15 protein-coding genes are annotated in these 24,509 nt (G+C 64.3%); 12 read left to right on the top strand and 3 right to left on the bottom strand.

From position 1 onward, the window contains the following. The first annotated feature begins 42 nt into the window (after positions 1-42). Positions 43-1,026, top strand: coding sequence for a hypothetical protein (locus H597_RS0104730; protein ID WP_154667959.1), 984 nt, complete (start codon positions 43-45; stop codon positions 1,024-1,026). Here H597_RS0104730 and H597_RS0104725 read toward each other — a convergent pair. Further along, entirely contained in the window at positions 1,010-4,105 is a 3,096-nt protein-coding gene (locus tag H597_RS0104725; RefSeq protein WP_028101119.1) for a CHASE domain-containing hybrid sensor histidine kinase/response regulator family protein, read from the bottom strand. The two genes, H597_RS0104730 and H597_RS0104725, sit on opposite strands and share 17 nt — an antisense overlap. Positions 4,106-4,206: 101 nt before the next feature. On the opposite strand from H597_RS0104725, the gene H597_RS0104720 reads away from it, so the two are divergent. Next, positions 4,207-5,883 carry a CehA/McbA family metallohydrolase gene (locus H597_RS0104720; protein WP_229632089.1) on the top strand — a complete coding sequence of 559 codons (1,677 nt, stop codon included), beginning with the start codon at positions 4,207-4,209 and terminating at the stop codon, positions 5,881-5,883. On the opposite strand, the gene H597_RS0104715 is transcribed toward H597_RS0104720, so the two are convergent. Next, positions 5,870-6,559, bottom strand: a complete 690-nt coding sequence (locus tag H597_RS0104715) for a hypothetical protein (RefSeq protein WP_154667958.1) — start codon at positions 6,557-6,559, stop codon at positions 5,870-5,872. The genes H597_RS0104720 and H597_RS0104715 overlap by 14 nt on opposite strands. A 75-nt stretch (positions 6,560-6,634) precedes the next feature. On the opposite strand from H597_RS0104715, the gene ypfJ reads away from it, so the two are divergent. The 10 genes from ypfJ to H597_RS34680 all read left to right on the top strand — a co-directional run bounded on the left by ypfJ (position 6,635) and on the right by H597_RS34680 (position 23,661). Continuing rightward, complete coding sequence (gene ypfJ, locus H597_RS0104710; protein WP_028101116.1) at positions 6,635-7,519, top strand: KPN_02809 family neutral zinc metallopeptidase; 885 nt, start codon at positions 6,635-6,637, stop codon at positions 7,517-7,519. 36 nt (positions 7,520-7,555) lie between these two features. Then, positions 7,556-9,640 carry a prolyl oligopeptidase family serine peptidase gene (locus tag H597_RS0104705; protein ID WP_051293535.1) on the top strand — a complete coding sequence of 695 codons (2,085 nt, stop codon included), beginning with the start codon at positions 7,556-7,558 and terminating at the stop codon, positions 9,638-9,640. Between the two features lie 150 nt (positions 9,641-9,790). After that, positions 9,791-10,630: a transposase gene (locus H597_RS0104700; protein WP_028101114.1), complete on the top strand. Its 840-nt coding sequence runs from the start codon at positions 9,791-9,793 to the stop codon at positions 10,628-10,630. A 246-nt stretch (positions 10,631-10,876) separates the two neighbouring features. After that, positions 10,877-15,769, top strand: a complete 4,893-nt coding sequence (locus H597_RS0104695; RefSeq protein WP_028101113.1) for a HAMP domain-containing protein — start codon at positions 10,877-10,879, stop codon at positions 15,767-15,769. After that, positions 15,769-16,617, top strand: a complete 849-nt coding sequence (locus tag H597_RS0104690; protein WP_051293533.1) for a CheR family methyltransferase — start codon at positions 15,769-15,771, stop codon at positions 16,615-16,617. The genes H597_RS0104695 and H597_RS0104690 overlap by 1 nt, the downstream gene beginning before the upstream one ends. 101 nt (positions 16,618-16,718) lie before the next feature. After that, the gene (locus H597_RS0104685) at positions 16,719-19,055 is read left to right on the top strand and encodes a TonB-dependent receptor (protein WP_035373117.1); all 2,337 of its coding nucleotides are present in this window, start codon (positions 16,719-16,721) and stop codon (positions 19,053-19,055) included. Positions 19,056-19,132: 77 nt separating this feature from the next. Further along, on the top strand, positions 19,133-21,775 hold the full coding sequence (locus tag H597_RS0104680) for an ATP-binding protein (protein ID WP_028101110.1): 2,643 nt from the start codon (positions 19,133-19,135) through the stop codon (positions 21,773-21,775). A 149-nt stretch (positions 21,776-21,924) separates the two neighbouring features. Next, complete coding sequence (locus H597_RS0104675) at positions 21,925-22,188, top strand: hypothetical protein (protein WP_028101109.1); 264 nt, start codon at positions 21,925-21,927, stop codon at positions 22,186-22,188. Then, on the top strand, positions 22,169-23,050 hold the full coding sequence (locus H597_RS0104670; protein ID WP_028101108.1) for an MbnB/TglH/ChrH family RiPP precursor modification enzyme: 882 nt from the start codon (positions 22,169-22,171) through the stop codon (positions 23,048-23,050). The genes H597_RS0104675 and H597_RS0104670 overlap by 20 nt, the downstream gene beginning before the upstream one ends. 2 nt (positions 23,051-23,052) lie before the next feature. Beyond that, the gene (locus H597_RS34680) at positions 23,053-23,661 is read left to right on the top strand and encodes a hypothetical protein (protein WP_154667956.1); all 609 of its coding nucleotides are present in this window, start codon (positions 23,053-23,055) and stop codon (positions 23,659-23,661) included. Here H597_RS34680 and H597_RS0104660 read toward each other — a convergent pair. Continuing rightward, complete coding sequence (locus tag H597_RS0104660; protein WP_028101106.1) at positions 23,547-24,449, bottom strand: LysR family transcriptional regulator; 903 nt, start codon at positions 24,447-24,449, stop codon at positions 23,547-23,549. The two genes, H597_RS34680 and H597_RS0104660, sit on opposite strands and share 115 nt — an antisense overlap. Positions 24,450-24,509: the final 60 nt, after the last annotated feature.

The following is a 24,509-nucleotide window of genomic DNA, read 5'->3' as shown; positions in this document are numbered from 1 at the left end:
CTACAATGTCGGCTTTTCCCAGCCAAACAAGCAGAGGACCTCATGCCTTACCCTCCCCGCCACACCATGCGCGCCGCCATGCTGCTGCCACTGATGCTTGCCGCCGGTAGCGCCTTGGCTGCCGCGCCGGACGCGCCGCACCCGGCCGGCCGGCCGACTTTTGCCGCCCCGCAGGACATCGACCTGCTGCAGCGCCTGGAAAAACTGCCGGCCAACCAAGACGGCCCAGGGGCCCCAGGCCACGCCTTCCGCCTCAAATATAGCGAATCCAAAGGCGGCACGAACGGCAAATCCGATATTTCGCGCCAGCTCGAACCATTTGGCGACGGCTACATCAAGGCCACCGGCAACGCGACCTGGTGGAACCGCGTGGGCGCACCGGGCACCAGCGGCATGCGTGGCGCCAGCACGGAAACCACGTATTACCTGCTGGACGGGCTGCTGCCGGTCGAACGCCTGCAGGAAAGCGAGTTGACGGTATGCAAGAAGGCCGCCTGCCTCACCGGTCCGGCCGGCCCGCAGGACAAGAGCACCCCGGCCCGTTCCACCATGCGCCTGACCCAGGTGCGCGGCGCCGAGCAGCTCACCCTGCCGCCGCAGCGGGCCACCCGCTTCGCCCTGGCCTACAGCATGCGCTCGGTGGAAGGCGGCGCCGACGCCCTCGACGCCGACATTGAAATGGTGTGCGTGGTCGGCGAGAAAATGCCGGCCGAAAAACTGAACAAGGCGCTGCCGGGCGAGGCCATCATCCTGCGCTGCGAACGCTCCCACCTGCTGGTCAAGAGCGCCAAGCTGGACCGCGAACAGGTGGATGAATACTACCTGAGCGACCTGGGCATCTTCATGTCGGCGCTGCGCGGGATCGAGCTGACCCCGGCCGTTCCCCATACCCCGCTGCCGGACAAGAAAGAGCAGGCGTCCTACAGCATCGACCTTGCCATCCCCACCCCGGCCCCCGCCCCGCCTCCCGCACCGGCGCCCAAGGCCGACCCCGCCAAGAAAGGCGACGTCAGCCCACGACGTTGACGCTCATCTCCTGCGCGATATGTTCGCGCAGGCGATCGAGCAGGGGCGGCATCTGCAGCACGACGGCGCGGGCGCGCTCGATGCCGTCCGCCGGCGTCATTTTCTCCAGTGCCAGGCACAGGTCGGCGAAACTCATCGCGCCCACGGCCCGCGCCGACGATTTGATGCGGTGACCCAATTCCGACAGGCGGGCCATGTCGCCCGCCGCCAGCGCCTCCTGGACTTCGCGCAGGCCGTCCTGCGCCGAGTCGAGGAACATATTGGCGTACTTGCGCATCTTCTCCGGCTTGTTGCCGAAGGTCTGGGCCAGGGCCCGCAGGTCGAACAATTCGGACTCGCCCGCGGCCGCCGCTTCGACTGCAGGCGGCTCCGGCAGCGGCTCCGGCAGCGACTGCGGCGCAGGGGACGGCACGCTGGCCATGGGCGCCGCCGTTTCACCCGGCTTGGTGATACTGCGCACCTGCGGCGGGCGGCCCTCGGCGGCGCGCTGGCTCATCCACTTCGACAGCACCGAGAACAGCAGGTTCGGCGCAATCGGCTTGGTGACGAATTCGTCCATCCCCGCCGTCAGGCAGCGCGCCTGGTCTTCCCGGCCCGCGTTGGCGGTCATGGCGATGATCAAGGTGCCGGAGAGCTTCGGATGGGCGCGGATCAGGCGCGTGGCCTCGTAGCCATCCATCACCGGCATCTGCACATCCATCAGGACGCAATCGAAATGCTCTTTCAGCAGCAGGTCGATGGCTTCCTTGCCGTTATTGGCCACCACCACGGTGGCGCCGGCGTCCTCCAGCAGTTCCTGGCCCACCTGCTGGCTGAAGATATTGTCTTCCACCAGCAGGATCGACGCGCCGTGGATGGGCGCCAGCATATCCGGCTGCAGCGCATTGGTATCGGCAGCCTGCAGCAGGTGCGGGCCTTTCTGCAGCTTGGCCGTGAACCAGAAGGTGGAGCCGTGCCCCGGTTCGCTGTCCACGCCCACGGTACCGCCCATCAGCTCGGCCAGCTGTTTGCTGATCACCAGGCCCAGGCCCGTGCCGCCGTACTTGCGGGTGGTTGAGGTGTCGCCCTGGTGGAAGGATTGGAACAGGTTCGAGACCTGGGACGGCGTCATGCCGATGCCGTTGTCCTGCACCTCGAAGCGCACCACGGTGTAGTTATCGCGGTCTTCCACCGGCCGCGCGCGGATATAGATCTTGTTATTCTCCGAGAACTTGATCGCATTGCTGGTGAAGTTCAGCAGCACCTGCTCCAGCCGCAGCGGGTCGCCGCGCAGCTGGTGCGACAGGCCAGGCCAGATCTCGAACACCAGCTCCAGTCCCTTGCGGCTGGCCGCGTCGCCCAGCTGGCTGGAAATATTGGTCAACAGCGACTCCAGCGCGAAGTCCAGCACTTCCAGGTCCAGCTTGCCCGCCTCGATCTTGGAGAAGTCGAGAATATCGTTGATGATGCCAAGCAGGTGCTGGCCCGAATGGTAAATCTTCTGCAAGTAGTCCTTCTGCTTCGGATTGGTGGCGCCCTTCAGCGCCAGGTGGGCCATGCCGATCACGGAATTCATCGGCGTGCGGATTTCATGGCTCATATTCGACAGGAAGTCGCTCTTGGCCTGGTTGGCCGCGCGCGCCTGCTCCTTCAGCATATGCAGCTCGGTCACGTCGGTGGACAATGCGATCACCACCGTCACGTCCTTCTCCAGGTGCACCGGCGCCTTCACCGTCCACAAATGGTGGGCCACCCCGTGGCCGTCGATGTAGCTCGCCTCGCCGGAGCGCTTCTGGCGGTCGGCCAGCACCACCCTGTCCTCCTGCCAGGCCTCGTCGGCATCGCGCTGGAGCATGACTTCGATGTCCAGCCGGCCGATAATTTCCTCCACCGGCAGCCCGATCATTTCCGCCATCTTGGCGTTGACGTAGACGTAGCGCCGGTCCTGGTCCTTCATATAGACGTGGGCCTCGACGTTATCGAGCACGCTGTCCAGCAGGCGGCGCTGCTCCAGCGCATTGCGCCGCTGCGAATACATGGTGAACAGGTAACCATAAATCAGCAGCGTGCCGCTAAAGCCGGTCACCAGCGCGATATACGGCATCCAGCGGTCGAAGCCGACGATCATCGCGTCCTTGCGCGCATAGAACTGGGCTTTCCACAGGCTGCCGTTGAAATCGATCGGCAGCACGGAAACGAAATAATCGCCGGGATTGCCGGGCAGCGCGGCGGGCTTGTCGATCGAGCCGTTATCGTTGAACAGCAGGCGGTCTTCCTTTTCGATGGCCAGGCTGCGCTTTTCCGGATCGGTGGAGGCGTCCGAATACAGGATCATGTGCACCTGGCGGTCGGCCATTTCGTCGATCGCCCCCTGGATCAGTTTGGCCACGGAAAAACCGATGCCGACCGAACCGATGAAATTGGCGCGCCGGCTGTTCACATCATCCACCGGCATGCCGCGCTTGTAGACGGGCAGGCGCATGCCCAGCCCGATATGGGGCACCGGCTGCTTGACCACCACCGGCTGGCCGGAAGCGCTGATCTCGCCCGTGTCGCGCGATAGCTGCAGGGCGCGCGCGATATTCGGGTTGGCGGTGATGTCGACGCCGAATTTCTCCATCAGGCTGCCCATCGGCTCCAGGTAGGTCAGCGGCGCGTAGTCGTCGCGTTTGCCGGGCGGCTTGATATCGAATTTGGGATAACCGCCCGGCGCCAGGCTGGTATCGGCGCGCACCGCCGCCACGAAGGCATCGCGCTGCGCCTGGGGCACGTTGGGCGCGAACGTGATGGCCTCGATCGCCGGGAAATGCTTGCCGATGTTCAAGGTGGTCACGTACTGGCGAAATTGCAGCCGGCTCACATGGTCGCTGGTCTGGAACAGCGCCACCAGGCCGCGCACCACGTCCGAATAGGCTTTCACCCGGGCCGAAATGCTGTACTGGGTGGCCCGGTTCATATTATCGAAGCGCTGCTGTGCGTCGTCCTCGACCATATTGGAGGCGGTCGCGTACAGGGTAGCGCCCACGGCTGCCGCCAGCGTCAGGCCCAGGAACCATAGCAGTGCCCGGCCGGAAGCCCATCCACGCAGCCTACGCTTCATCCATTGAGATAAGTCTTGCATTTAAGCAGCATACTATTAAAGCAGCCCGGAACGGAACCAATTCCACGCCCCCTGATCAAAGCGCGACAGGAGGGCTCATCATGAAAAACCGATTCCACATCTTACCGGCATCGCGGACTTGCCGGAATATCCTGGCCTGCATGCAGTGCGCCGCGCTTGGCCTGGCCACATCCCCCGGCGCCGCGGCGCACTCGCCACCCGCCCCGCCACCCGCGCCAATACTGGATCACCGCGAATTCGATGCCGGGCTGGAGGCGGATTTCCAGGCGCCAGCCACGGGGCGCAACAGGACTTTCATCGTGCACTTTACACTGCCCGGTGCAAGCGCGGCGCAGCGGGTGGACTGGACTGTGGGCCTGTACCGGCAGGACGGCAAACTCATCAATGAGTGGCGCGGCCGCCACGTCTTGCATGGCGACAGCGGCAAGGCCAGCGTTCGCTGGCGGCCGTCCCGCTCACTGCCCGCCGGCATATACGAACTGCGCCTGGAAGCCGGCGGCATCCACCAGCGCCGGCCGATCGCCATCGGCCATCCCGCCCTGCTGCTCGCTCCCGCGGCGCCGCCAGCGGCGGCTGTGCTGGAAGCCCGGCGGCGCGCCGGCAGCACGCGCCCGCCATCGCAACTGGCGGGACTGGACTTCGATATCGTGTACGGCAATCTGCACAGCCAAACCAACCACAGCGACGGCGGCGGCGACCCGGCGCAATGCCACGGCGCCCAGCACCCCCAGAGCGGCGCCTTCGGCCCCGAAGACGCCTTCCAGTTCGCCAAGCGCCACGGCCTGGACTTCCTGATGACCTCCGAACACAACCACATGTACGACGGCAGCGACGGCACTGACCCGGACGCCGACCCGCAGGCCGCCCGCCAGCGGTACCGGCTGGGCCTGGACGCCGCCGAACGGTACAGCGCCGGCCATCCGGGCTTTGCCGCCATCTACGGCCTGGAATGGGGGGTGATCAGCGGCGGCGGCCACCTCAACATCCTGAACAGCCCCGCCCTGCTGGGCTGGGAGCGCAGCAGCAGCGGCGAACCGTTTGCCGACGTGCTCACTCCGAAGAACGACTACGCGGCGCTGTACACCCTGATGAAAGACCAGGGCTGGATCGGCCAGTTCAACCACCCCGGCAGCGGCCAGTTCGCCATCGGCGGCCAGGCGCTGGCCTTCAGCCAGGACGGCGCCCAGGCCATGGCCCTGTGCGAAGTGATGAACAGCAACGCCTTCTCCGCACGGCTCGACGAAGGCGAAGCGCGCCACAGCTTCTATGAAGACGCTTGCGACAAGCTGCTGGAAGCGGGCTACAAGCTGGCGTTCAGCAGCAACCAGGACAACCACTGCGCCAACTGGGGCGCCGCCTACGGCAACCGCACCGGCATCCTGCTGCCCGCCGGCACCGCGCTCAAGGTCGAGGCCCTGCTCGACGCCATCCGCGCCCGCCACGTCTTCGCCACCATGGACAAGCATGGCGCCATCGCCCTGACCGCCAACGACGCCCTGATGGGCGCCACCATCGACAACGCCGGCCCCCTGGCCCTGGCGGTGCACTACACCAGCAGCACGGGCCGCGGCATCGCCGCACTGCAGATCATGGAAGGGGTGCCGGGCCGGCAAGGGGAAGTCACACCGCTGCCGGACGTGGCGGGAACCCGGCACAGTTTCACGCCGGCGCCCGGCATGCATTTCTACTATGCCCGCCTTACCCAGGATGACGGCAGACAGCTATGGTCGGCGCCGGTCTGGGTCAATCAACACTGATACGTACCGGCCTGATCTCGCGCGCCAGCATCTGGCGCACCGACTCCGCCTCCTTGCGCAGACCGGGGGCGACCTGCTGGCGGCGCTCGCACTCGGCCAGCAGCAGCTGCGCCGCCGGCGAATCAAGCTGCGCCCCGTCCGGCGACAGGCGCAGCAAGCCATAGCGCACCGCCACCGCGCACAGGCCGGCGCCGTCGGGCGCCGCCATCAGGCTGGCAGGCGCGAAATTGCGCGCCGCGTCCATATCGGCCGGCGAACACGAACCGCCAAGGCGGAAGTTCAAGGACGCCAGCGCGCCCGCCTGCGGCAACAGCGCGCGCGCCTCGTCCACCGAAAACGGTTTGCCCTCGCCGCAAGCAGCCAGCACGCGGCTGATCGCTAGGGGATCACCCAATTTGGCTGCCGCCCGTACCCAGCGCAGCGCCTGCGCCGGCTGGTGCAGGTCGAAATACGCGACCAGCGCCGCCATTGCCGCCCGGTCGCCGCGGCCGGCCGCCGCCTGCGACTGCGCCAGACAATACGGGCTCAATTGCGCGGGCGGCTGCTGCGCGCACGGCAGGCTGCCGCGCTCCGTCAAACGCTGCTGGTACCAGGCGCCGCCCGCCGCCAGCAGCACCAGTAATACCAGTAACCCCACGCCCAGCGCCAGGGCCAATGCTTTGCCAGGTTTCTTCATTGCCGCCATTGTACGTGCGCCTGCGCCGGGCACCAATGCGTTACACTTAGCAAAACTAAACATGGAGTTAAAAAAATGCGCTGGGAAGGTAATCGGGAAAGTGACAATGTAGAAGACCACCGTGGCGACGACGGCGGTGGTGGCGGCGGCTTCGGTTTCGGCGGCCGATCGATCGGCATCGGCACGATTGTCGTCGCACTGATCGGCAGCTGGGTACTGGGCGTCAATCCCATGACCCTGCTCGGCCTGCTGAGCGGCGGCGCTGGCGGCCCGGCGCAGGTAAGCCAGCAGCAACACCGCCCGCACAAGGAAGGCAACGACCGCGAATACAAACTGATGAAGGTGGTGCTGGCCGACACGGAAGACGTTTGGACCGAAGTATTCCGCCGCAACGGCGGCAATTACCAGCTGCCGAAACTGATCGTCTTCACCGGCCGGGAAACGACGGCCTGCGGCCAGGGCCTGTCCGCCACCGGCCCGTTCTACTGTCCCGGCGACCGCAGGATCTACATCGACCTCGACTTCTTCCGGCTGATGGAACAGCGCTTCCACGCCCCCGGCGAATTCGCGCAAGCCTATGTGGTTGCGCACGAAGTCGGGCACCATGTACAGAACTTGATGGGCTTGAGCGACAAGGTGCACAACGCCCAGCGCAACGCCTCCGAACGGCAGGCCAACGCCCTCTCGGTACGGCTGGAACTGCAGGCCGACTGCTTCGCCGGCGTATGGGCCTACCACGCCAACCGCGCCCGCAGCATCATTGAAAAAGGCGACGTGGAAGCGGCCCTGAACGCGGCCACCGCCATCGGCGACGATGCCCTGCAAAAGCAAGCCGGCGGCCAGGTGGTACCGGACTCCTTCACCCACGGCAGTTCGGCGCAGCGCGTACGCTGGTTCACGCGCGGCATTGAATCGGGCGAAATCGCCCAGTGCAACACCTTTGAGGCCCGCCAGCTTTAGTGTAGATTAAGCGCATTCAATTGTTGAGGAGCAGGAATGCGCTCGTATCGGAAGATGGCTTCAGGCATGGTGTTGGGACTGGCGGCGACAGGCGGCGCCTATGCGCAGGACAGCGATCCCTACCTCTGGCTGGAAGACGTGGGCGGCGACAAGGCCCTGTCCTGGGTCAAGGAACAAAACGCCGCCGCCCTGCGCGAATTGCAGGCGCAGCCAAACTACCCCGCCATCCACGAACGCCTGAAGACCATCCTCAACTCCAAAGAGCGCATTCCCTACGTCACCCGCCACGGCGACCATTACTACAACTTCTGGCGCGACGCCCAGCACACGCGCGGCATCTGGCGCCGCACCACGCTGGAGCAATACCGCAAGGCCGCACCGCAATGGGAAACGGTGCTCGACATCGACAAGCTGGCCGCCGACGAGAATGAAAACTGGGTATGGCATGGCGTATCCTGCCTCTACCCGAAAGGCGAGCAATGCCTGGTGCAGCTCTCGCGCGGCGGCGGCGACGCCCACGTCGTGCGCGAATACGATGTCGCCAAGCGCCGCTTCGTCACCGACGGCTTCACTCTCCCGGAAGCCAAAAGCGACATCGCCTGGATCGACGCCGACACCGTCTTCGTCTCCACCGACTTCGGCCCCGACAGCATGACCACCTCCGGCTATCCGCGCATCGTCAAGGAATGGAAGCGCGGCACGCCGCTGGCGGCCGCCAAAACCCTGTACCAAGCCAAGAGCGACGACCTGGGCGTCGGCGCCTACAAGGACTTCACGCCGGGCCACAGCCACCAGTTCATTTCGCGCCAGATCGGCTTCTACTCCAGCGAACTCTTCGTACGCGAAGGCGACCAACTCACCAGGATTGCGAAACCGGACGACGCCAACGCCTACACGCTGCGCGACCAGCTGATCATCGACCTGCGCTCGGACTGGACCGTCACCGGCGCCACCTACCCGCAAGGCGCCCTGCTCGCCGTCGACTTCAAGGCCTTCATGGCCGGCGAACGCAACTTCGACATCCTGTTCACGCCGACGCCAGAGAGCTCGCTCGACGGCGTCGCCGCCACCCGCAGCGCCCTCCTGCTCAACATCCTCGACAAGGTCAAGAACCGCCTGGTTGAACTGCGCCACGTGGACGGCAAATGGCAGCGCCGCGACGTCAACGCCCCCGCCTTCGGCACGCTGGAAGTGCAAGCGCTCGACCCCGTCGAATCGGAGCAATACTTCCTGACGGTGACGGACTTCCTCAACCCGACCACGATGTACCTGGCCGACAGCGGCAAGGACGAACGCAGCCCGCTCAAAGCGCTGCCCGCCTACTTCGACGCCCAGCCCTACACCGTGCAACAGCATATGGCCGAATCGAAAGACGGCACCCGAGTCCCCTACTTCGTCCTGATGGATAAAAACGCCCGGCTGGACGGCAAGAATCCCACCGTCATGTACGGCTACGGCGGCTTTGAAGTATCGATGAAGCCCTTCTACAGCGGCACCACGGGCGAAGCGTGGCTCAAGCAAGGCGGCGTCTACGTGCTCGCCAACATCCGCGGCGGCGGCGAATTCGGCCCGCGCTGGCACCAGGCCGCCCTGAAGGAAAACCGGCAGCGCGCCTTCGACGACTTCATCGCCGTTGCCCAGGACCTCATCCGGCGCAAGATCACCAGCCCGCGCCACCTTGGCATCATGGGTGGCAGCAATGGCGGACTGCTGGTCGGCGCCGCGCTGACGCAGCGCCCGGACCTGTTCAACGCCGTGGTCTGCCAAGTCCCACTGCTCGACATGCAGCGCTACAGCAAACTGCTGGCCGGCGCCTCGTGGATGGGCGAATACGGCGACCCGGACGATCCCAAGCAATGGGCCTACCTCAGCAAATACTCGCCGTACCAGAACGTCTTCAAAGACAAGCACTACCCGCGGGTCCTGTTCACGACCTCGACGCGCGACGACCGGGTCCACCCCGGCCACGCGCGCAAGATGGTCGCCCGCATGAAAGAGCAAGGCCACGACGTGCTGTACTGGGAAAACACCGAAGGTGGCCACGCCGGCGCCGCCAACAACGACCAGCAAGCCCAGATGTGGGCCCTGACCTACGCCTTCCTGCTCAAACAACTAAAATAAAAGTCGGGGTCAGGTCTGTCATTTGGACAGCGACAGCCGACCTTTGATATTTCTCAATATACCCGTCACGAATTTGATGTCTGACGGGTGTTTTCATTTTCATTGCGCCATCGCAATCCTGCTTGGGGGAAAGCTGCCTATGCTTTTCCCATGAACCGTCCACTCCGAATCCGCCTTGACCGCGCCCTCTTCCACATCACAGTGCGCGGCAACAGGAAGGGTCGCATCTATCTGTCCGATAGCGACCGCATGACCTGGCTTGCGCTCTTGGGCGAGACCTGCGCCCGCTTCAATTTCTCGGTGCTTGCCTATTGCCAGATGACCAATCACTTCCATATCCTGCTTGAGACCTTTGACGGCCAGCTCTCGCGCGGCATGCGCCATTTGAATGGAAGCTATTCGCAGTATTTCAACCGCCAGCACCGCCTGGTCGGGCATCTGTTCCAGGGCCGCTTCACCGCCATTCTTTGCCAAAGCGACCTCTACTTGAAAGAGCTGGCGCGCTATATTGAACTCAATCCGGTGCGGGCGAGAATGGTTGCCTTGCCGTCCCATTGGCTGTGGAGCAGCCACGGCGCCGCCATGGGCATGGTCGACGGCCAGGAATGGCTCAAGTCGGATCAGCTGCTTGCCTGCTTCGATAGCGATCAACACCAGGCCAGGCAGGCTTACGGAGAATTTGTAATTGCAGGCATTGATATGCCAAGTCCGCTGCGCGCCATGACCCATCAGCTCATACTGGGAGACGAAGCGTTCTGCGCGCGCGTTGTGGGAAGTCAGTGCGATGGCAATTTGGCGGAAGTCAAGCGATCCCAGCGACGGGCAATTTCACGGCCTTTGCAGGACTACTTCGCCGAATTCCACGATCCTAAAGTGGCCATGGCACACGCTTATCGCTCGCTGGCCTATTCCATGCCGGAGATCGCCCAATTTGCCCGTGTTTCCGTAAAAACCGTCAGCCGGGCAGTTAAAGCTTTCGAAGAAAAATAAGTCAGCGTGTTGAGAAATATCAAAGGTGCGCGCTGCGTGTCCAAATGACAGACCTGACCCCGACGTTGCACTGCTGCAATCGTGCGCGGGGTGAAGTTGCACGTCGTTATGCTTGGGAAAGTATTTCCTGGCGAGTTGCCCTATTAATATACTGAAGTTTTTTGCCAAGTTTGTACTTGACTGTCGCAAGCTCCGGAGTACATTAGGCCTTCCTTGCATTCCACCTTTATACCTGAGGTAGCGTCGATGAACGACATGACCGAACTCCCGGAAGAGTTGGACCTGAAGCTGATCTTGTCCACCCTGATGGCCTTGAAGAAAGGTGATTTCTCGGCGCGCCTGCCGTCCGATTGGACCGGTGTGTCGGGCAAGATCGCCGATACCCTGAACGACATCATCGAGACCAATGAACGCATGGTGAAGTCGGTGACGGAGGTGAGCCGCGTCGTGGGCCGCGAGGGCCGCTTGACGCAGCGCGCGACCGTGCATGTCCCCGGCGGCTATGCCACCATCATCAGCGCGGTGAATACCCTGATCGACGACCTGGTGCGCCCGACCACTGAGATGGCGCGCGTGATCGGGGCCGTGGCGAAGGGCGACTTGTCGCAGACCATGGCGCTGGAGGTGGACGGCCATCCCCTGAAAGGCCAGTACCTGCGCGCGGCCATGACGGCCAATACCATGGTGGAGCAGCTGACGTCCTTCTCTTCCGAGGTGACGCGCGTGGCGCGCGAGGTAGGGACCGAGGGCAAATTGGGTGGCCAGGCGCAGGTGAAGGGCGTGGCCGGTACCTGGAAGGATTTGACCGACTCCGTGAACTCGATGGCGGGCAACCTGACGTCGCAGGTGCGCAATATCGCGGAGGTGACAACCGCCGTGGCGAACGGCGACTTGTCCAAGAAGATTACCGTGGACGTGCGCGGCGAGATCCTGCAGTTGAAAGACACCATCAACGTGATGGTGGACCAGCTGCGTTCCTTCGCTTCGGAAGTGACCCGCGTGGCGCGCGAGGTGGGGACCGAGGGTAAGCTGGGCGGCCAGGCTTATGTGCCGGGCGTCGGCGGTACCTGGAAGGATTTGACCGATAACGTGAACTTCATGGCGTCCAATCTGACCGGCCAGGTGAGGAATATCGCGGCGGTGACGACCGCGGTGGCGAACGGCGACTTGTCCAAGAAGATTACCGTGGACGTGAAGGGCGAGATCCTGGAACTGAAAAACACCATCAACGTGATGGTGGACCAGCTGTCTTCCTTCGCTTCCGAGGTGACGCGCGTGGCGCGCGAGGTCGGTACCGAGGGTAAGCTGGGCGGCCAGGCGCAGGTGAAGGGCGTGGCCGGCACCTGGAAGGATTTGACCGACTCGGTGAATTCGATGGCGGGTAACCTGACGTCCCAGGTGCGCAATATCGCGGAGGTGACCACCGCGGTGGCGAACGGCGACTTGTCCAAGAAGATTACCGTGGACGTGAAGGGCGAGATCCTGGAGCTGAAAAATACCATCAACGTGATGGTGGACCAGTTGAACTCCTTCGCTTCGGAAGTGACGCGGGTGGCACGCGAGGTGGGTACCGAGGGTAAGCTGGGCGGCCAGGCCAACGTGTCCGGCGTGGGCGGCACCTGGAAGGATTTGACCGATAACGTGAACTTCATGGCGTCCAACCTGACCGGCCAGGTGCGCAATATCGCGGAGGTGACCACGGCAGTGGCGAACGGCGACCTGTCCAAGAAGATTACCGTGGACGTGAAGGGCGAGATCCTGGAGCTGAAAAATACCATCAACGTGATGGTGGACCAGCTGTCCTCCTTCGCTTCCGAGGTGACCCGCGTGGCGCGCGAGGTGGGAACCGAGGGTAAGCTCGGCGGCCAGGCGTATGTGCCGGGCGTGGGCGGCACCTGGAAGGATTTGACCGACAATGTGAACTTCATGGCGTCCAACCTGACCGGCCAGGTGCGCAATATCGCGGCGGTGACCACGGCTGTGGCGCGCGGCGACTTGTCCAAGAAGATTACGGTGGACGTGAAGGGCGAGATCCTGGAGCTGAAGGACACCATCAACGTGATGGTGGACCAGCTGTCTTCCTTCGCATCTGAAGTGACCCGTGTGGCGCGCGAGGTGGGTACCGAGGGTAAGCTGGGCGGCCAGGCCAACGTTTCCGGCGTGGCCGGTACCTGGAAGGATTTGACCGAGAACGTGAACCAGCTGGCGGCGAACCTGACCAACCAGGTGCGCGCGATTGCGGAGGTGGCCACTGCCGTGACGCGCGGGGACTTGTCCCGTTCCATCCAGGTCGATGCGCGCGGCGAGGTGTCCTACCTGAAGGACAACATCAATGAGATGATCCGCAATCTGAAGGAAACCACGCAGAAAAACGCGCAGCAGGACTGGCTGAAGACCAACCTGGCGCGCTTCACCCGCCTGCTGCAGGGCCAGCGCGACTTGCAGGCGGTGACAAAGCTGATCCTGTCCGAGCTGGCGCCGCTGGTATCGGCCCACCATGGCGTGTTCTATATGATGGATTCGCAGCTGGCTGATGCCCGCCTGCGCATGATCGCCAGCTATGGCTACCGTTCTTCGCGCAAGCTGCCGACGTCCTTCCTGCCCGGCGAAGGGCTGGTCGGCCAGTGCGCGCTGGAGAAGATGCGCATCTGGTTGACCGATGTGCCGCGCGATTACATCGTCGTCAGTTCCGGCCTCGGCGCGGCGCCGCCGACCAACATCGTGGTGCTGCCTATCCTGTTCGAGCAGCAGGTGAAGGCGGTGATCGAGATTGCTTCCCTGGACCGCTTCACCGAGACCCACCTGTCTTTCCTCGACCAGTTGATGGAGTCGATCGGCGTGGTGCTGAACACCATCGAGGCGAACAGCCGCACCGAGTCGCTGCTGACCCAGTCGCAATCGCTGGCGCAGGAGCTGCAGCAGACCAACCAGGAGCTGGCGGAAAAGGCGCGTCTGCTGTCCGAGCAGAATATCGAGGTGGAACGCAAGAACCGCGAGGTGGAGCAGGCCAAACTGGCGCTGGAGGAAAAGGCGACCCAGCTGGCCCTCTCGTCCAAGTACAAGTCCGAATTCCTGGCGAATATGTCGCACGAGCTGCGCACGCCGTTGAATTCCCTGCTGATCCTGGCGCAGCAGCTGGGCGATAACCCGGAAGGCAACCTGTCGGGCAAGCAGGTGGAGTTTGCAAAGACCATCCACGGCTCCGGCTCCGACCTGCTGACCCTGATCAACGACATCCTGGACTTGTCGAAAATCGAATCCGGTACCGTTACGCTCGACGTGTCCGAATACCGCTTCGCCAACCTGCGCAGCTACGTGGAGCGCACTTTCCGCCACATGGCGGAGGCCAAGCACCTCGGCTTCACCGTGGAGCTGGGCGAGAACCTGCCCGCTTCCCTGATGACCGACACCACGCGCTTGCAGCAGGTGCTGAAAAACCTGCTGTCCAATGCCTTCAAGTTCACCAACCATGGCCAGGTATCGCTCGGCATCGCCCTGGTGCAGAGCGGCTGGAGCAGCGAGCATCCGAATCTGGGCAACGCCGATGCGGTGCTGGCCTTTGCCGTCAGCGACACCGGCGTCGGGATCGCGGGCGACAAGCTGCAGCTGATTTTCGAAGCCTTCCAGCAGGCCGACGGCTCCACCGCCCGCAAATACGGCGGCACCGGCCTTGGCCTGTCGATCTCGCGCGAGCTGGCACGCCTGCTGGGCGGTGAGATCCGCGTTGAATCGACCGTCGGCGTGGGTTCCACCTTTACCCTCTTCCTGCCGTATAACCGCTCGGGCTTCGTGTATTACGAGACGGCCCGCCAGCCGGCCATGCCGCGCCTGCCCGCACCTGTGGCGACGGCGCCCATCATCACGGCGCCTGCGCTGGTGTACACGCCGCCAGCCGCAGAGCAGGCGGTGGACGCTGAACAACAGCCATACGGTTCGACCATCGACGACCGTGGTCTCACAACGCCGGGCGATCCTTCGGTGCTGATCGTCGAAGATGACGAACGCTTCGCCAAGGTGGTGCTGGACTTCGCACGCGAGAAGAACTTCAAGGGCATTGTCACGCACCAGGGCGACTGGGCCCTGAGCCTGGCGCGCGATTACCTGCCGTCGGCCATCCTGCTCGACCTGGATCTGCCGGATATCGACGGGTTCACCGTACTTGAGCGGCTGAAGCGCGACCCGAGCACGCGCCACATCCCGGTGCATGTGATGTCCAGCCTGCGCGAGCGGGAACGGGCGCTGCGTTCGGGTGCGATCTCCTATCTCAATAAGCCGGTCAGCAAGGAAGATCTGAATGAGGAGTTCATGCGCATCCAGCGCTTCCTGATCGGTGGCAAACGCAACCTGCTGGTGGTCGACGACGAGGAGAATCAGCGCGATGCCATCGTCAAGCTGATCGGCGATACCGACGTCGAGATCACGGCGGCCGGCACGGCGCAGGAGGCGCTGGCGGCGCTGCGCGCTTCGCACTTCGATTGCATGGTACTGGACCTGACCCTGCCCGATATCAACGGCTTCGAATTGCTGGACATGATCGGCAAGGACCAGCGCCTGCGCGACCTGCCGATCGTGATCAACACGGCCAAGGAGTTGAACCGCAAGGAGGTGGCGAAGCTGAAGCGCTACGCCAAGACCATCGTCATCAAGGATGCCCGCTCGCCGGAGCGCCTGCTGGACGAAACGGCGCTGTTCCTGCACCGCTCGCAGGCCAATCTGCCGGAGGCGCAGCGGCGCATGCTGGAAGAGGTCCACGCTGCCGATGCCGGATTGGCCGGCCGCAAGGTGCTGATCGTCGACGATGACTTGCGCAATATCTTTGCCCTGTCTTCGCTGCTGGAACGCCAGCAGATGCAGGTGTCCTTCGCCGAGAACGGGCGCGACGGCATCGAGGTGCTGGAACGCGACCCGACCATCGAGATCGTCCTGATGGACATCATGATGCCCGAGATGGACGGCTACGACACCATGCGCGCCATCCGCCGCATCCCGAAATTCCGTTCGCTGCCGATCATCACGCTGACGGCGAAGGCGATGAAGGGCGACCGCGACAAGTGCATTGCCGCCGGCGCGTCCGATTACATCACCAAGCCGGTGGACGTGGCGCAGCTGCTGTCCCTGATGCGGGTCTGGCTGCACTGATGGGTGCCAATGAAGAGCTGCGCCGCGGCACGGCGCCGGAACTGGAAGAACTCGAGCTGGAATTGCTGCTGGAGGCGCTGGTGCGCCGCCTCGGCTTTGACTTCCGCTTACACGAGCGCCCGCCGCTGAAGCGCAAGCTGTTCGACTTCATGCAGCAGCGCGGCATGGCGACGCTGTCCCAGCTCCAGGACCATGTGCTGCACGATCCGGCGACGGCGGGCGCACTGCTGCGCGCATTGCATGTGCCGCCCGCCAGCCTGTTCGACGATCCGGCGGAAGCGCTGATGCTGCGCGAAGCGGCCGAACATTGCCTGCGCGGCGCCGCCCTGCCCCGGATCTGGCTGGCCGACTGCGCCGGCGCCGGGCAGGCATGGACGCTGGCCATCATCCTTGCCGAAATGGGGCTGCTGGCGCACGCTGAAATCCACGCCACCGTGGCCAGCGACGAGATGCTGGACGAGGCGGCGTCGGCCTGGTTGTCCGAAGCGGAGCTGGAACGCACCCAGGAAAGCTACGCCCAGGCCGGCGGCAGGGGGCGGCTTGCCGACCATTTCCAGCTGCAACCGGGACGTGCCGTGCTGGCGCCCGCACTGCGCAGCCATATCAGTTGGGCGCAGTACAACCTGGTCACCGACGCCTCGTTTAACGAGTTCAATTTGATCGCCTGCCAGCGCGCCCTGCCCGACTTCGGCCCGCTGTTGCGCCAGCGCGTATTGCAGCTTTTCCACGACAGCCTGGTCCCCTTCGGCACGCTCGGTCTGGACCGCGAACTCGACCCGGCCGAGCCTTTCGCCGCCGTCTATCAAGCCCTGTCCCCTGGCCAGTCCTGGTACAAGCGCATGGCTTAGCAACGTGTGCAAAATTGCACAACGTGAGTGCAACCCTGTCAGTTTCGCACAGTTGGCAAAACATGCACACTCCTCGCATAACAAAACCTGAGGAGACTTTGATGCGTGTGCCGAAACACATTTTCATCCTGCGCCGCTCCGTTGCCGCCGTGATGTTGACGCTGCCGGCCCTGTACACCGCTCCCGCCATGGCGCAAAGCGGCGGCGGTGAAAAGGCCGACAGCGAGATCGACAAAGTGATCGTGACCGCCCGCAAACGCGCAGAGCTGATCCAGGATGTGCCGGGCGCGGTGACCGCGTTGTCGGGCGCCCAGCTGGAGAAGCAGGCGCTGCCCGACATCACAGCGCTGACCGATATCGTGCCGAACACCACGCTCAAAGCTTCGCGCGGGACCAACACCACCCTGACCGCCTTCATCCGCGGCATCGGCCAGCAAGACCCGGTTGCGGGCTACGAACAGGGCGTCGGCATCTACCTGGACGACGTCTACCTGGCCCGCCCGCAGGGCGCCTTGACCGATATCTACGACCTGGAACGCATCGAAGTCCTGCGCGGTCCGCAAGGCACCCTCTACGGCCGCAACACCATCGGCGGCGCGGTCAAATACGTGACCCGCAAGCTGTCCCCTAAGCCCAGCTTCGAAATCAAGGGCGCCCTGGGCAACTACAGCCAGCACGACCTGGTCTTGAAAGGCAGTGCGCCAATCAGCGATATGCTGCGCGTCGGCGCCACGGTCGGGACGTTCAACCGCGACGGTTTCGGCAAGAATATCGTCAATGGCCACGACAACTATAACAAGGAGGTCGGCGCGGCCCGCGTCAGTGCCGAACTGGTGCCCAATTCGGATCTGTTCATCCGTTTCGCCGCCGATTACACCAGGGATAAATCGGAGCCCAAGCAAGGCTATCGCCTGCTGAACGGCCCGCCGCCGGCCAACGAAGCGCCGCTGGATGGCCTGTATGACACGCGCGCCAACCTGTACAAGGTGAATGGCCACGAACAGCAGGTGACGACCAAGGGCGCGGCGCTGACCATCGACTACAACATCAATGCCGAAACGATGTTCAAGTCGGTCACGGCGCACCGTTCCTCCAAGTCCTACGCGCCGATCGATTTCGATTCCCTGAACGCCGCGCTATGGGAGGCGCCTGCCATCTATAGCGACAAGCAGGACAGCCAGGAATTCCAGTTGACCTACACCGGCGCCAAATGGCATGGCGTGGCCGGCTTGTTCTATATGAAGACCAATGCCTTCAATGAATTCGATGTGCTGTACGGGGCGGGTGCCGGCCTGTCCCTGCTGACCCGCGACGACATCGATTCGAAGACCTGGGCAGTGTACGCCGATGCCAGCTACAACGTTTCCGATACGTTCAATGTGAGCGTGGGTGCGCGCTGGACCGATGACGAGCGCGAAGCCGCCATCTTCAAGCGCACCTATCTGGGCCTGGCCGGCTCGCCGAATCTGGGCAACCCCGCCGCCATCGGCCTGGCGCCGAACACGGACCTGGGCAAGGACGCGCTGCATCGCAAGGACAAGAAATTCACGCCGAAACTGGGCTTTGGCTGGAAGCTGGCGCCGGAGCACAACCTGTACGGCAGCTACCAGAGCGGCTTCAAGGGCGGCATGTTCGATCCGCGCATGGACTTGACCGCTTCCGGCGGCCCTAACACCCCGGCATCGCTAGAAAAACGCAAGGGCGTGAAGCCCGAAGAAGTCGACGCCATTGAGCTGGGCCTGAAATCGTCGATGCACGGCGGCCGCCTGCAAACCAATGCCGCCCTGTTCTACACCGATTACAAGAACGTGCAGATTCCGGGCTCGATCCCGACCTTCAATGCGCAGGGCCAGGTCAATGGTTTCGCCGGAACGCTCACCAATGCGGGCAAAGCCAAGATCAAGGGCCTGGAGCTGGAAGCGATTGCCCGCGTGACGGACGGCCTGTCCCTGAACGGCATGCTGAGCTTCGTCAATGCCGACTACAAGGAATGGATGGTGGCCAGTGGCGCTAACCTGATCAATGTCGCCCACAGCGCCGAGTTCCAGAACACGCCGAAGAAGGCCGCCAACCTGGGGGCGACGTATGAATGGCCGGTCAGCCTGTTCGGCCGCGGCGGCAGCATGAGCTTCAACAACAGCCTGTCCTACAAGGACAAGGTGTACCAGGCCGAGATTGTGCGCCTGACCGGCGTGGCCTCGCTGGACGCCCTCGTGGCGCAGAACCAGATGCTGGCGCAAGGCGGCTTTACCCTATGGGATGCAGGACTGGTATGGACCAGCGCCGACCGCCGCCTGCAAATCGGCCTGCATGGACGCAACCTGACGGATAAACGCTACAAAACGGCCGGCTATGCTTTCGGCGGTTTCTTCAACACGGTCACCACCTACTACGGCGATCCGCGCACGTACAAGCTGACTGCTTCGTATAAGTTCTAAGCAGCTAGCCAGGCACGTTACGATTGGTGAGAATCTTTTTGCGCTGACAGGAATATCATGGCATGGAGGAGAGCCAGATGTTGCTCGAGCGCGAAAAAGAGTTGGAATCATTGCAGCGCCTTGCCGGCCGCGTGAGCTCTGGCGCGGGCGGCATGGCCCTCGTGCTGGGCGAAGCGGGCATCGGCAAGTCGTCCCTGCTGCAAACCTTCACCGCACCGCTGAAGGGCCAGTTTCTGGTTCTGCAGGGCGCTTGCGAAGACCTGTCCACGCCGCGCGTCCTCGGCCCCTTCCGCGACTTCGCCCCTGAACTGGGGGCGGACGTGGTGTCGGCGATCGACAACGCCGCCAGTCCCGACGTGCTGATGCCCATGCTGCTGGGGCATCTGGCCGCCCAGCCGCGCCCTGTGCTGGTCCTGTGCGAAGATTTGCATTGGGCCGACCAGGCGACCTTGGATTTGCTCAAGTATCTGGCGCGGCGCATCGCCGGCCAGCACATCCTGCTGCTGGCGAGCGCCCGCAACGACGAGCTGCCGCCCGACCATGCCTTCTGGCGCTGGGCCGGCGACCTGCCCGCCGCCAGCACCCAGCGCCTCACGCTGCCATTGCTGTCGCCGCAAGCTGTCGCGACGCTGGCGCGCGACGCCGCCTGCGATCCGGAGGAACTGTACCGGGTCAGCGGCGGCAATCCCTTCTTCCTCTCCGAACTGTTGACGGATTGCGACACGACGCCCGGCCATTTGCCCGCTTCTGTGCGCGACGCGGTGTGGGCCCGCATGTCGCGGCTCGATGCCCAGGTGCGCACGGTGCTGGAACTGGTCAGCGTCAGCCCTGTCGCGCTGGAAGAGTGGCTGCTGGAAGCTGTGCTGGGCGAGGATGGCCACGACGCCATCGACGGCAGCACCGACAGCGGCCTGCTGCAGCGCGCCAGTCCCGGCCACTTATCATTCCGGCACGAACTTGCGCGCCAGGCCGTGTTAAGCGGGCTGCGTCCGGCCGCTTCGCGCGCCCTGCACAAGCGCCTGTGCAAGGCCTTGACCGAGCAGGCGCCCACCCATGCGCGGGTGGAACTGGCACGCCTGGTGCACCACGCGACCGGCGCGCAGGATGCGCATATGGTCCTGCAGCTCGCGCCCCGGGCGGCGCGCCAGGCCGCCCGGCTGGGCGCGCACCGCCAGGCGGCGGCCCACCTGGCGAGCGCCCTGCATTTCGTCGATGCCGTCAGCTGGACCGGCGAAGCGGCCCAGCTGTACGAGGACTGGGCCTATGAAGCGGGTTTGCTGCGCATCGATGAACGCCTGATCGAGGCCCGCCAGCAAGCGATCGCGCTGTGGCAAAGCGTCGACCGGCCCGACAAGGTGGGCCTGAACCTGCGTTGGCTGGCGCGCACCCATTGGTACCGCGGCGAAGCGAAAGAAGCCGAGCGCTATGGGCTGGAAGCGATACGTACGCTGGAACAGCTCCCCAACAGCAAAGAGCTGGCCATGGCGTACAGCATGCGTTCCCAGCACCAGCTGTTGCAAAATCACCCCGACTCCGCCATCGAGTGGGGCCGGCTGGCGTTGGATTTGGCCAGTGCGCTGGACGACCAGGACACGCGCGTGCATGCGCTGACCAATATCGGCAGCGCCAAACTGTTCAAGGGCGACGACAGCGGCCAGCAGGAATTGGCGGAAGGCTTGCAATGCGCGCTGGAGCAGCATTTGCACGAGCACGCGGCCCGCATCTACAGCAACTGGATCGAGTATGCCGTCGTGTTCAAGCATTTCGCCCTGGCCGAACGCTTGCTGGACGAAGGCTTGGCCTACCATCACGAGCACGAACTGGACGCCTGGGTGCATTACCTGACCGGCTGGCAGGCGCAACTTCATTTGGAAAAGGGCGAATTCGCTGCGGCGGCGGCGCTGGCGCGGCAAGTGCTCGACTTGCCGGCCTTGAGCCTGATCATGCGCTTGCCCGCGTTGACTGTGCTGGGACGCACGCTGTCGCGCCAGGGCGAGGCGGAAGCCATGCGCTGCCTGCTGGAGGCCTTGCAATGGGCGCGCGCCACGGGCGAGGCCCAACGCCTGCTGCCGGTGCTGCTGGCCTTGACCGAAGCGGCATGGCAGGCGCAGGAACCCGACAGCTGCCGGCGCTGGCTTGAAGAAGCCGGCCAGTTCGACCTGTCCGAAGTCAACGAATGGGATCTGGCGGAACTTGCCGCTTGGCGGCGTCGCGCGGCACTGCCCTCGCTCCCAGCCGGGCAGTGCCAGGTACCGGCGCCACGGGCCGCTGAGAGTACCGGCCAGGCGCAGGCGGCCTGCGATGCCTGGCTGGCACTCGGGCTGCCCTTCGAGGCGGCGCTCGCCTTGCTCGACATCCCGGGCGACGCGGCGGCGCAGGCCATGCCGAAAGCCGTCGCCCTGCTGGAACAGATCGGCGCCGCCCCGGCGGCGGCCCTTGCCCGCCAGCGGGCGCGCGCATGCGGCGCCCAGGCGCAGTTGCCCAAGGCGCGCCGCGGCCCCTACGCGGCAGCGCGCGAGCATCCAAGCGGCTTGACGCGGCGCGAAGCGCAAGTGCTGGAACTGCTGCTCGATGGGCTGAGCAATCTTGAAATTGCCCAGCGGCTGTGCCGCTCCGAACGCACCGTCGAACATCACGTCTCCACCCTGCTCGGCAAAATGGGCGCCACCACGCGCCTCGACCTGCTGCGCCGCACGTCCACCTCCCTGCGCAAAAACTAGGTGCTGCCTGCGCCGGAATCTGGGTGCCAGTACCAATTCGCTGCGCCGGTCCGCCACGTAAAGTGAGCTCCATGGAAAGCAAGGGGCGGAGTCGAACAATGGTCCGGAAGACCCGTCCTTCTTGAGTCGCGGACCAATTGGAGATCGTCATGGAAGAGCAAAGCTTGCGCAACGCCGCCCCCAAGAAAAACCATATCAAGATCATTGTCAGCGAAGGCAAGGTCACCCTGGAAGAACTGCACAAGGCCCTCGACATCGCCGTCAGCCAGATGGTGCCCAAGGGCGGCTGCAATTGCGGCCTGACCGGATTCGATCTGTCGTTCCTGCGCGGCGACCCGTCCGTCGGCCGCCTGCTGCGCGAGGTGCAGCACATCGAAGGCGCGGTGCTGGAAAATGAAATCGGCGTCCGCTAGGCTGCCGTCTGCCGCCCCATGCCCGCCGCTGGGCGTGGGCGTCAGCTACGAGGGGCGCGATCCGGCGCTGCTCGAGATGATGCTGCCGCATGTGGACATCATCGAGGTGACGCCGGAAACCATGTCGGTGGCCGACGGCGACCGGATTTCACTGGACAAGGGAATCCTGGCGGAGCTGAAAAACATCGACCGTGAAAAGACCATCGTCGTGCACGGGGTCAGCCTGTCCATCGGATCGCATGACGGCTGGTCGCCGACCTATCTGCAGCTGCTCGATGAACTGATGGACCAGGTACGGGTGCGCTGGCACAGCGAGCACCTGGGCTATACCCGGGTCGACGGCGAGCATCTCGGCATCATGCTGGCCATGCCGCGCACCGAGCAGGCGGCCGAACTGGTCGCGCAGCGCGCCTGGTGTCTGCAGCAGCGCTACGGCCTGCCCTTCCTGCTCGAGAATATCGTGCACGTGGTCTCCGATTGTCCGGGAGACTACACGGATGCCGGGTTCCTGAATGCGATTGCGGAGCACAGCGGCTGCGGCTTGATCCTGGACGTCTATAACCTTGAATGCGATGCGCATAACCATGCGCTCGATATCCAGGCCTTCCTGGCGGAGCTGGATGGCGGCCATGTCCGGGAATTGCACGTCGCTTGCGGGGTGAAGCACAACGGCCTGATGCTCGATGTGCATTCGCGCCTGCCGCGCCCCTGCACCATGGACCTGGCGCAGCAAGTCCTGCGCGACTTTGCCACGCAGGCGGAAGTCATCGTCTTCGAATTCATGCCGGAAGCGGTGCCCGGCCTGGGAAATGCCGCCATCGCCAGCACCCTGCGGCAGATGCGGGAACGGGACTGGAGATAAGCATGGACCTGGCAACCCACCAGCGCATCCTGCTCGGCCTGATGCGCGCCACCTACCAGCCCGGCCCCGGCGACGCGCCCTACTACCACCGCGTCGCAGGCTCGGTGGATTTACGCGAGGCGCGCGGCAATGTCTACCTGTGGCGGGTCTATGTGCTGGAACGAAGCTGCGTCCTGACCGTCGAACTGCTGCGGCGGCGCGGCATGCTGGAAGAAGCGCTGCAGGCATTCATCCGGCAGCAGAACATCTCGCCTTTCCGCGAATACCAGCCGCTGGCTTTCCTCGATTTCCTTGCCGGGCACGGGGATGCGCTGGTGGTATCGGTGTCGCAGTTCGAACTGGCCCTGATGAAAGTGCGCGAGGGCGATCCGGGCTGCCATATCGTGGACTGGAGCCATGACCCGGCCCCCATCCTGCACGCGCTGGCGCAAGGGGCGCCGCTGCCGGCCTCGCCCAGGCTGGAACCGCACCGGACCGAGATCCGGCGCGACCTGCCTCATTTGTTCGCGATAAACAGTGTGGCGCGCGATTCGGCGAACTCGCGCAGCAGGTTCCATACCGCCCTGACGGACGGCAAGCGGTACAGGTCGACCGGCGCCACCAGCCAGTAAGCACGCTCGACGAAGACTTCGTCCTGCAGCACCGGCACCAGGCGGCCGTCGGTCGCCATATACGGCGGCGCCATCATCAGGCCCAGGCCCGCGGCCGCCGCTTCCGCCTGCGCCAGCATGCCGGTGCAGCACAGGCGGCGGCGCGGATTGATGCCCAGTTCATCGAGGAAGTTCAGCTCATTGCTGGCCAGGCGGTCCTGCACATAGTCGACGAAATCGTGTCCCGCCAGGTCGCTGCGCTTGTGGATCGGCGCGTGGCGCGCCAGGTAGTCCGGCGAACCGTACACATACAGGCGGAAGGAAGTCAGGCGCGTCACCATATAGCGGCCCGTATGGGGCGCGTCGAGCGTCACGCCCAGGTCGGCCTCGCGGCTGGCCAGGTTGGCGAAGCGCGGCTGCACCAGCAGGTCGACCGAGAGGTCCGGATAGTCCTTCAGAAATTGCGCCAGCAGCGGCGTGATGAAGCGCACGCCCAGCGCCTCCGGCACGCCCAGGCGCACCACGCCGCGGATGGCGACCTCGGTGCCGGACAACTGGCCTTGCGCCGCCAGCACCGCGCTTTCCATCGCCTCCGCATGCGGCAGCACCGCCTGGCCCATCTCCGTCAGTTCATACCCCTCGCGCGAGCGGTCGAACAGCGTGGCGCCGAGCTGCTGCTCCAGCCGGTCGATGCGGCGCGAGACGGTGGTGTGCTCCACTTCCAGACGGCGCGAGGCGCCGGACAAGGTTCCGGCGCGGGCCAGCTCCAGAAAGAAGCGCAAGTCGGTCCATTCGGGCAGTGTTTTCATACGCCTTATTGTGCATCATTTTCCAGTGCCGTAGTATTGCTGTGCAAATTTGCACACACA

Origin of the sequence: Pseudoduganella violaceinigra DSM 15887 (assembly GCF_000425385.1) — a bacterium.
GTDB classification, from domain to species: domain Bacteria; phylum Pseudomonadota; class Gammaproteobacteria; order Burkholderiales; family Burkholderiaceae_D; genus Rugamonas; species Rugamonas violaceinigra.
Note: the sequence above shows the minus strand (reverse complement) of the source record. Positions and strands in the feature narration are given on the sequence as shown.

Bases quoted from the DNA above. Each gene is read 5' to 3' on its own strand.
- H597_RS0104730 (WP_154667959.1), top strand. From the start codon at position 43: ATGCCTTACCCTCCCCGCCACACCATGCGCGCCGCCATGCTGCTGCCA.
- H597_RS0104725 (WP_028101119.1), bottom strand. From the start codon at position 4,105: ATGAAGCGTAGGCTGCGTGGATGGGCTTCCGGCCGGGCACTGCTATGG.
- H597_RS0104720 (WP_229632089.1), top strand. From the start codon at position 4,207: ATGAAAAACCGATTCCACATCTTACCGGCATCGCGGACTTGCCGGAAT.
- H597_RS0104715 (WP_154667958.1), bottom strand. From the start codon at position 6,559: ATGAAGAAACCTGGCAAAGCATTGGCCCTGGCGCTGGGCGTGGGGTTA.
- ypfJ (WP_028101116.1), top strand. From the start codon at position 6,635: ATGCGCTGGGAAGGTAATCGGGAAAGTGACAATGTAGAAGACCACCGT.
- H597_RS0104705 (WP_051293535.1), top strand. From the start codon at position 7,556: ATGCGCTCGTATCGGAAGATGGCTTCAGGCATGGTGTTGGGACTGGCG.
- H597_RS0104700 (WP_028101114.1), top strand. From the start codon at position 9,791: ATGAACCGTCCACTCCGAATCCGCCTTGACCGCGCCCTCTTCCACATC.
- H597_RS0104695 (WP_028101113.1), top strand. From the start codon at position 10,877: ATGAACGACATGACCGAACTCCCGGAAGAGTTGGACCTGAAGCTGATC.
- H597_RS0104690 (WP_051293533.1), top strand. From the start codon at position 15,769: ATGGGTGCCAATGAAGAGCTGCGCCGCGGCACGGCGCCGGAACTGGAA.
- H597_RS0104685 (WP_035373117.1), top strand. From the start codon at position 16,719: ATGCGTGTGCCGAAACACATTTTCATCCTGCGCCGCTCCGTTGCCGCC.
- H597_RS0104680 (WP_028101110.1), top strand. From the start codon at position 19,133: ATGTTGCTCGAGCGCGAAAAAGAGTTGGAATCATTGCAGCGCCTTGCC.
- H597_RS0104675 (WP_028101109.1), top strand. From the start codon at position 21,925: ATGGAAGAGCAAAGCTTGCGCAACGCCGCCCCCAAGAAAAACCATATC.
- H597_RS0104670 (WP_028101108.1), top strand. From the start codon at position 22,169: ATGAAATCGGCGTCCGCTAGGCTGCCGTCTGCCGCCCCATGCCCGCCG.
- H597_RS34680 (WP_154667956.1), top strand. From the start codon at position 23,053: ATGGACCTGGCAACCCACCAGCGCATCCTGCTCGGCCTGATGCGCGCC.
- H597_RS0104660 (WP_028101106.1), bottom strand. From the start codon at position 24,449: ATGAAAACACTGCCCGAATGGACCGACTTGCGCTTCTTTCTGGAGCTG.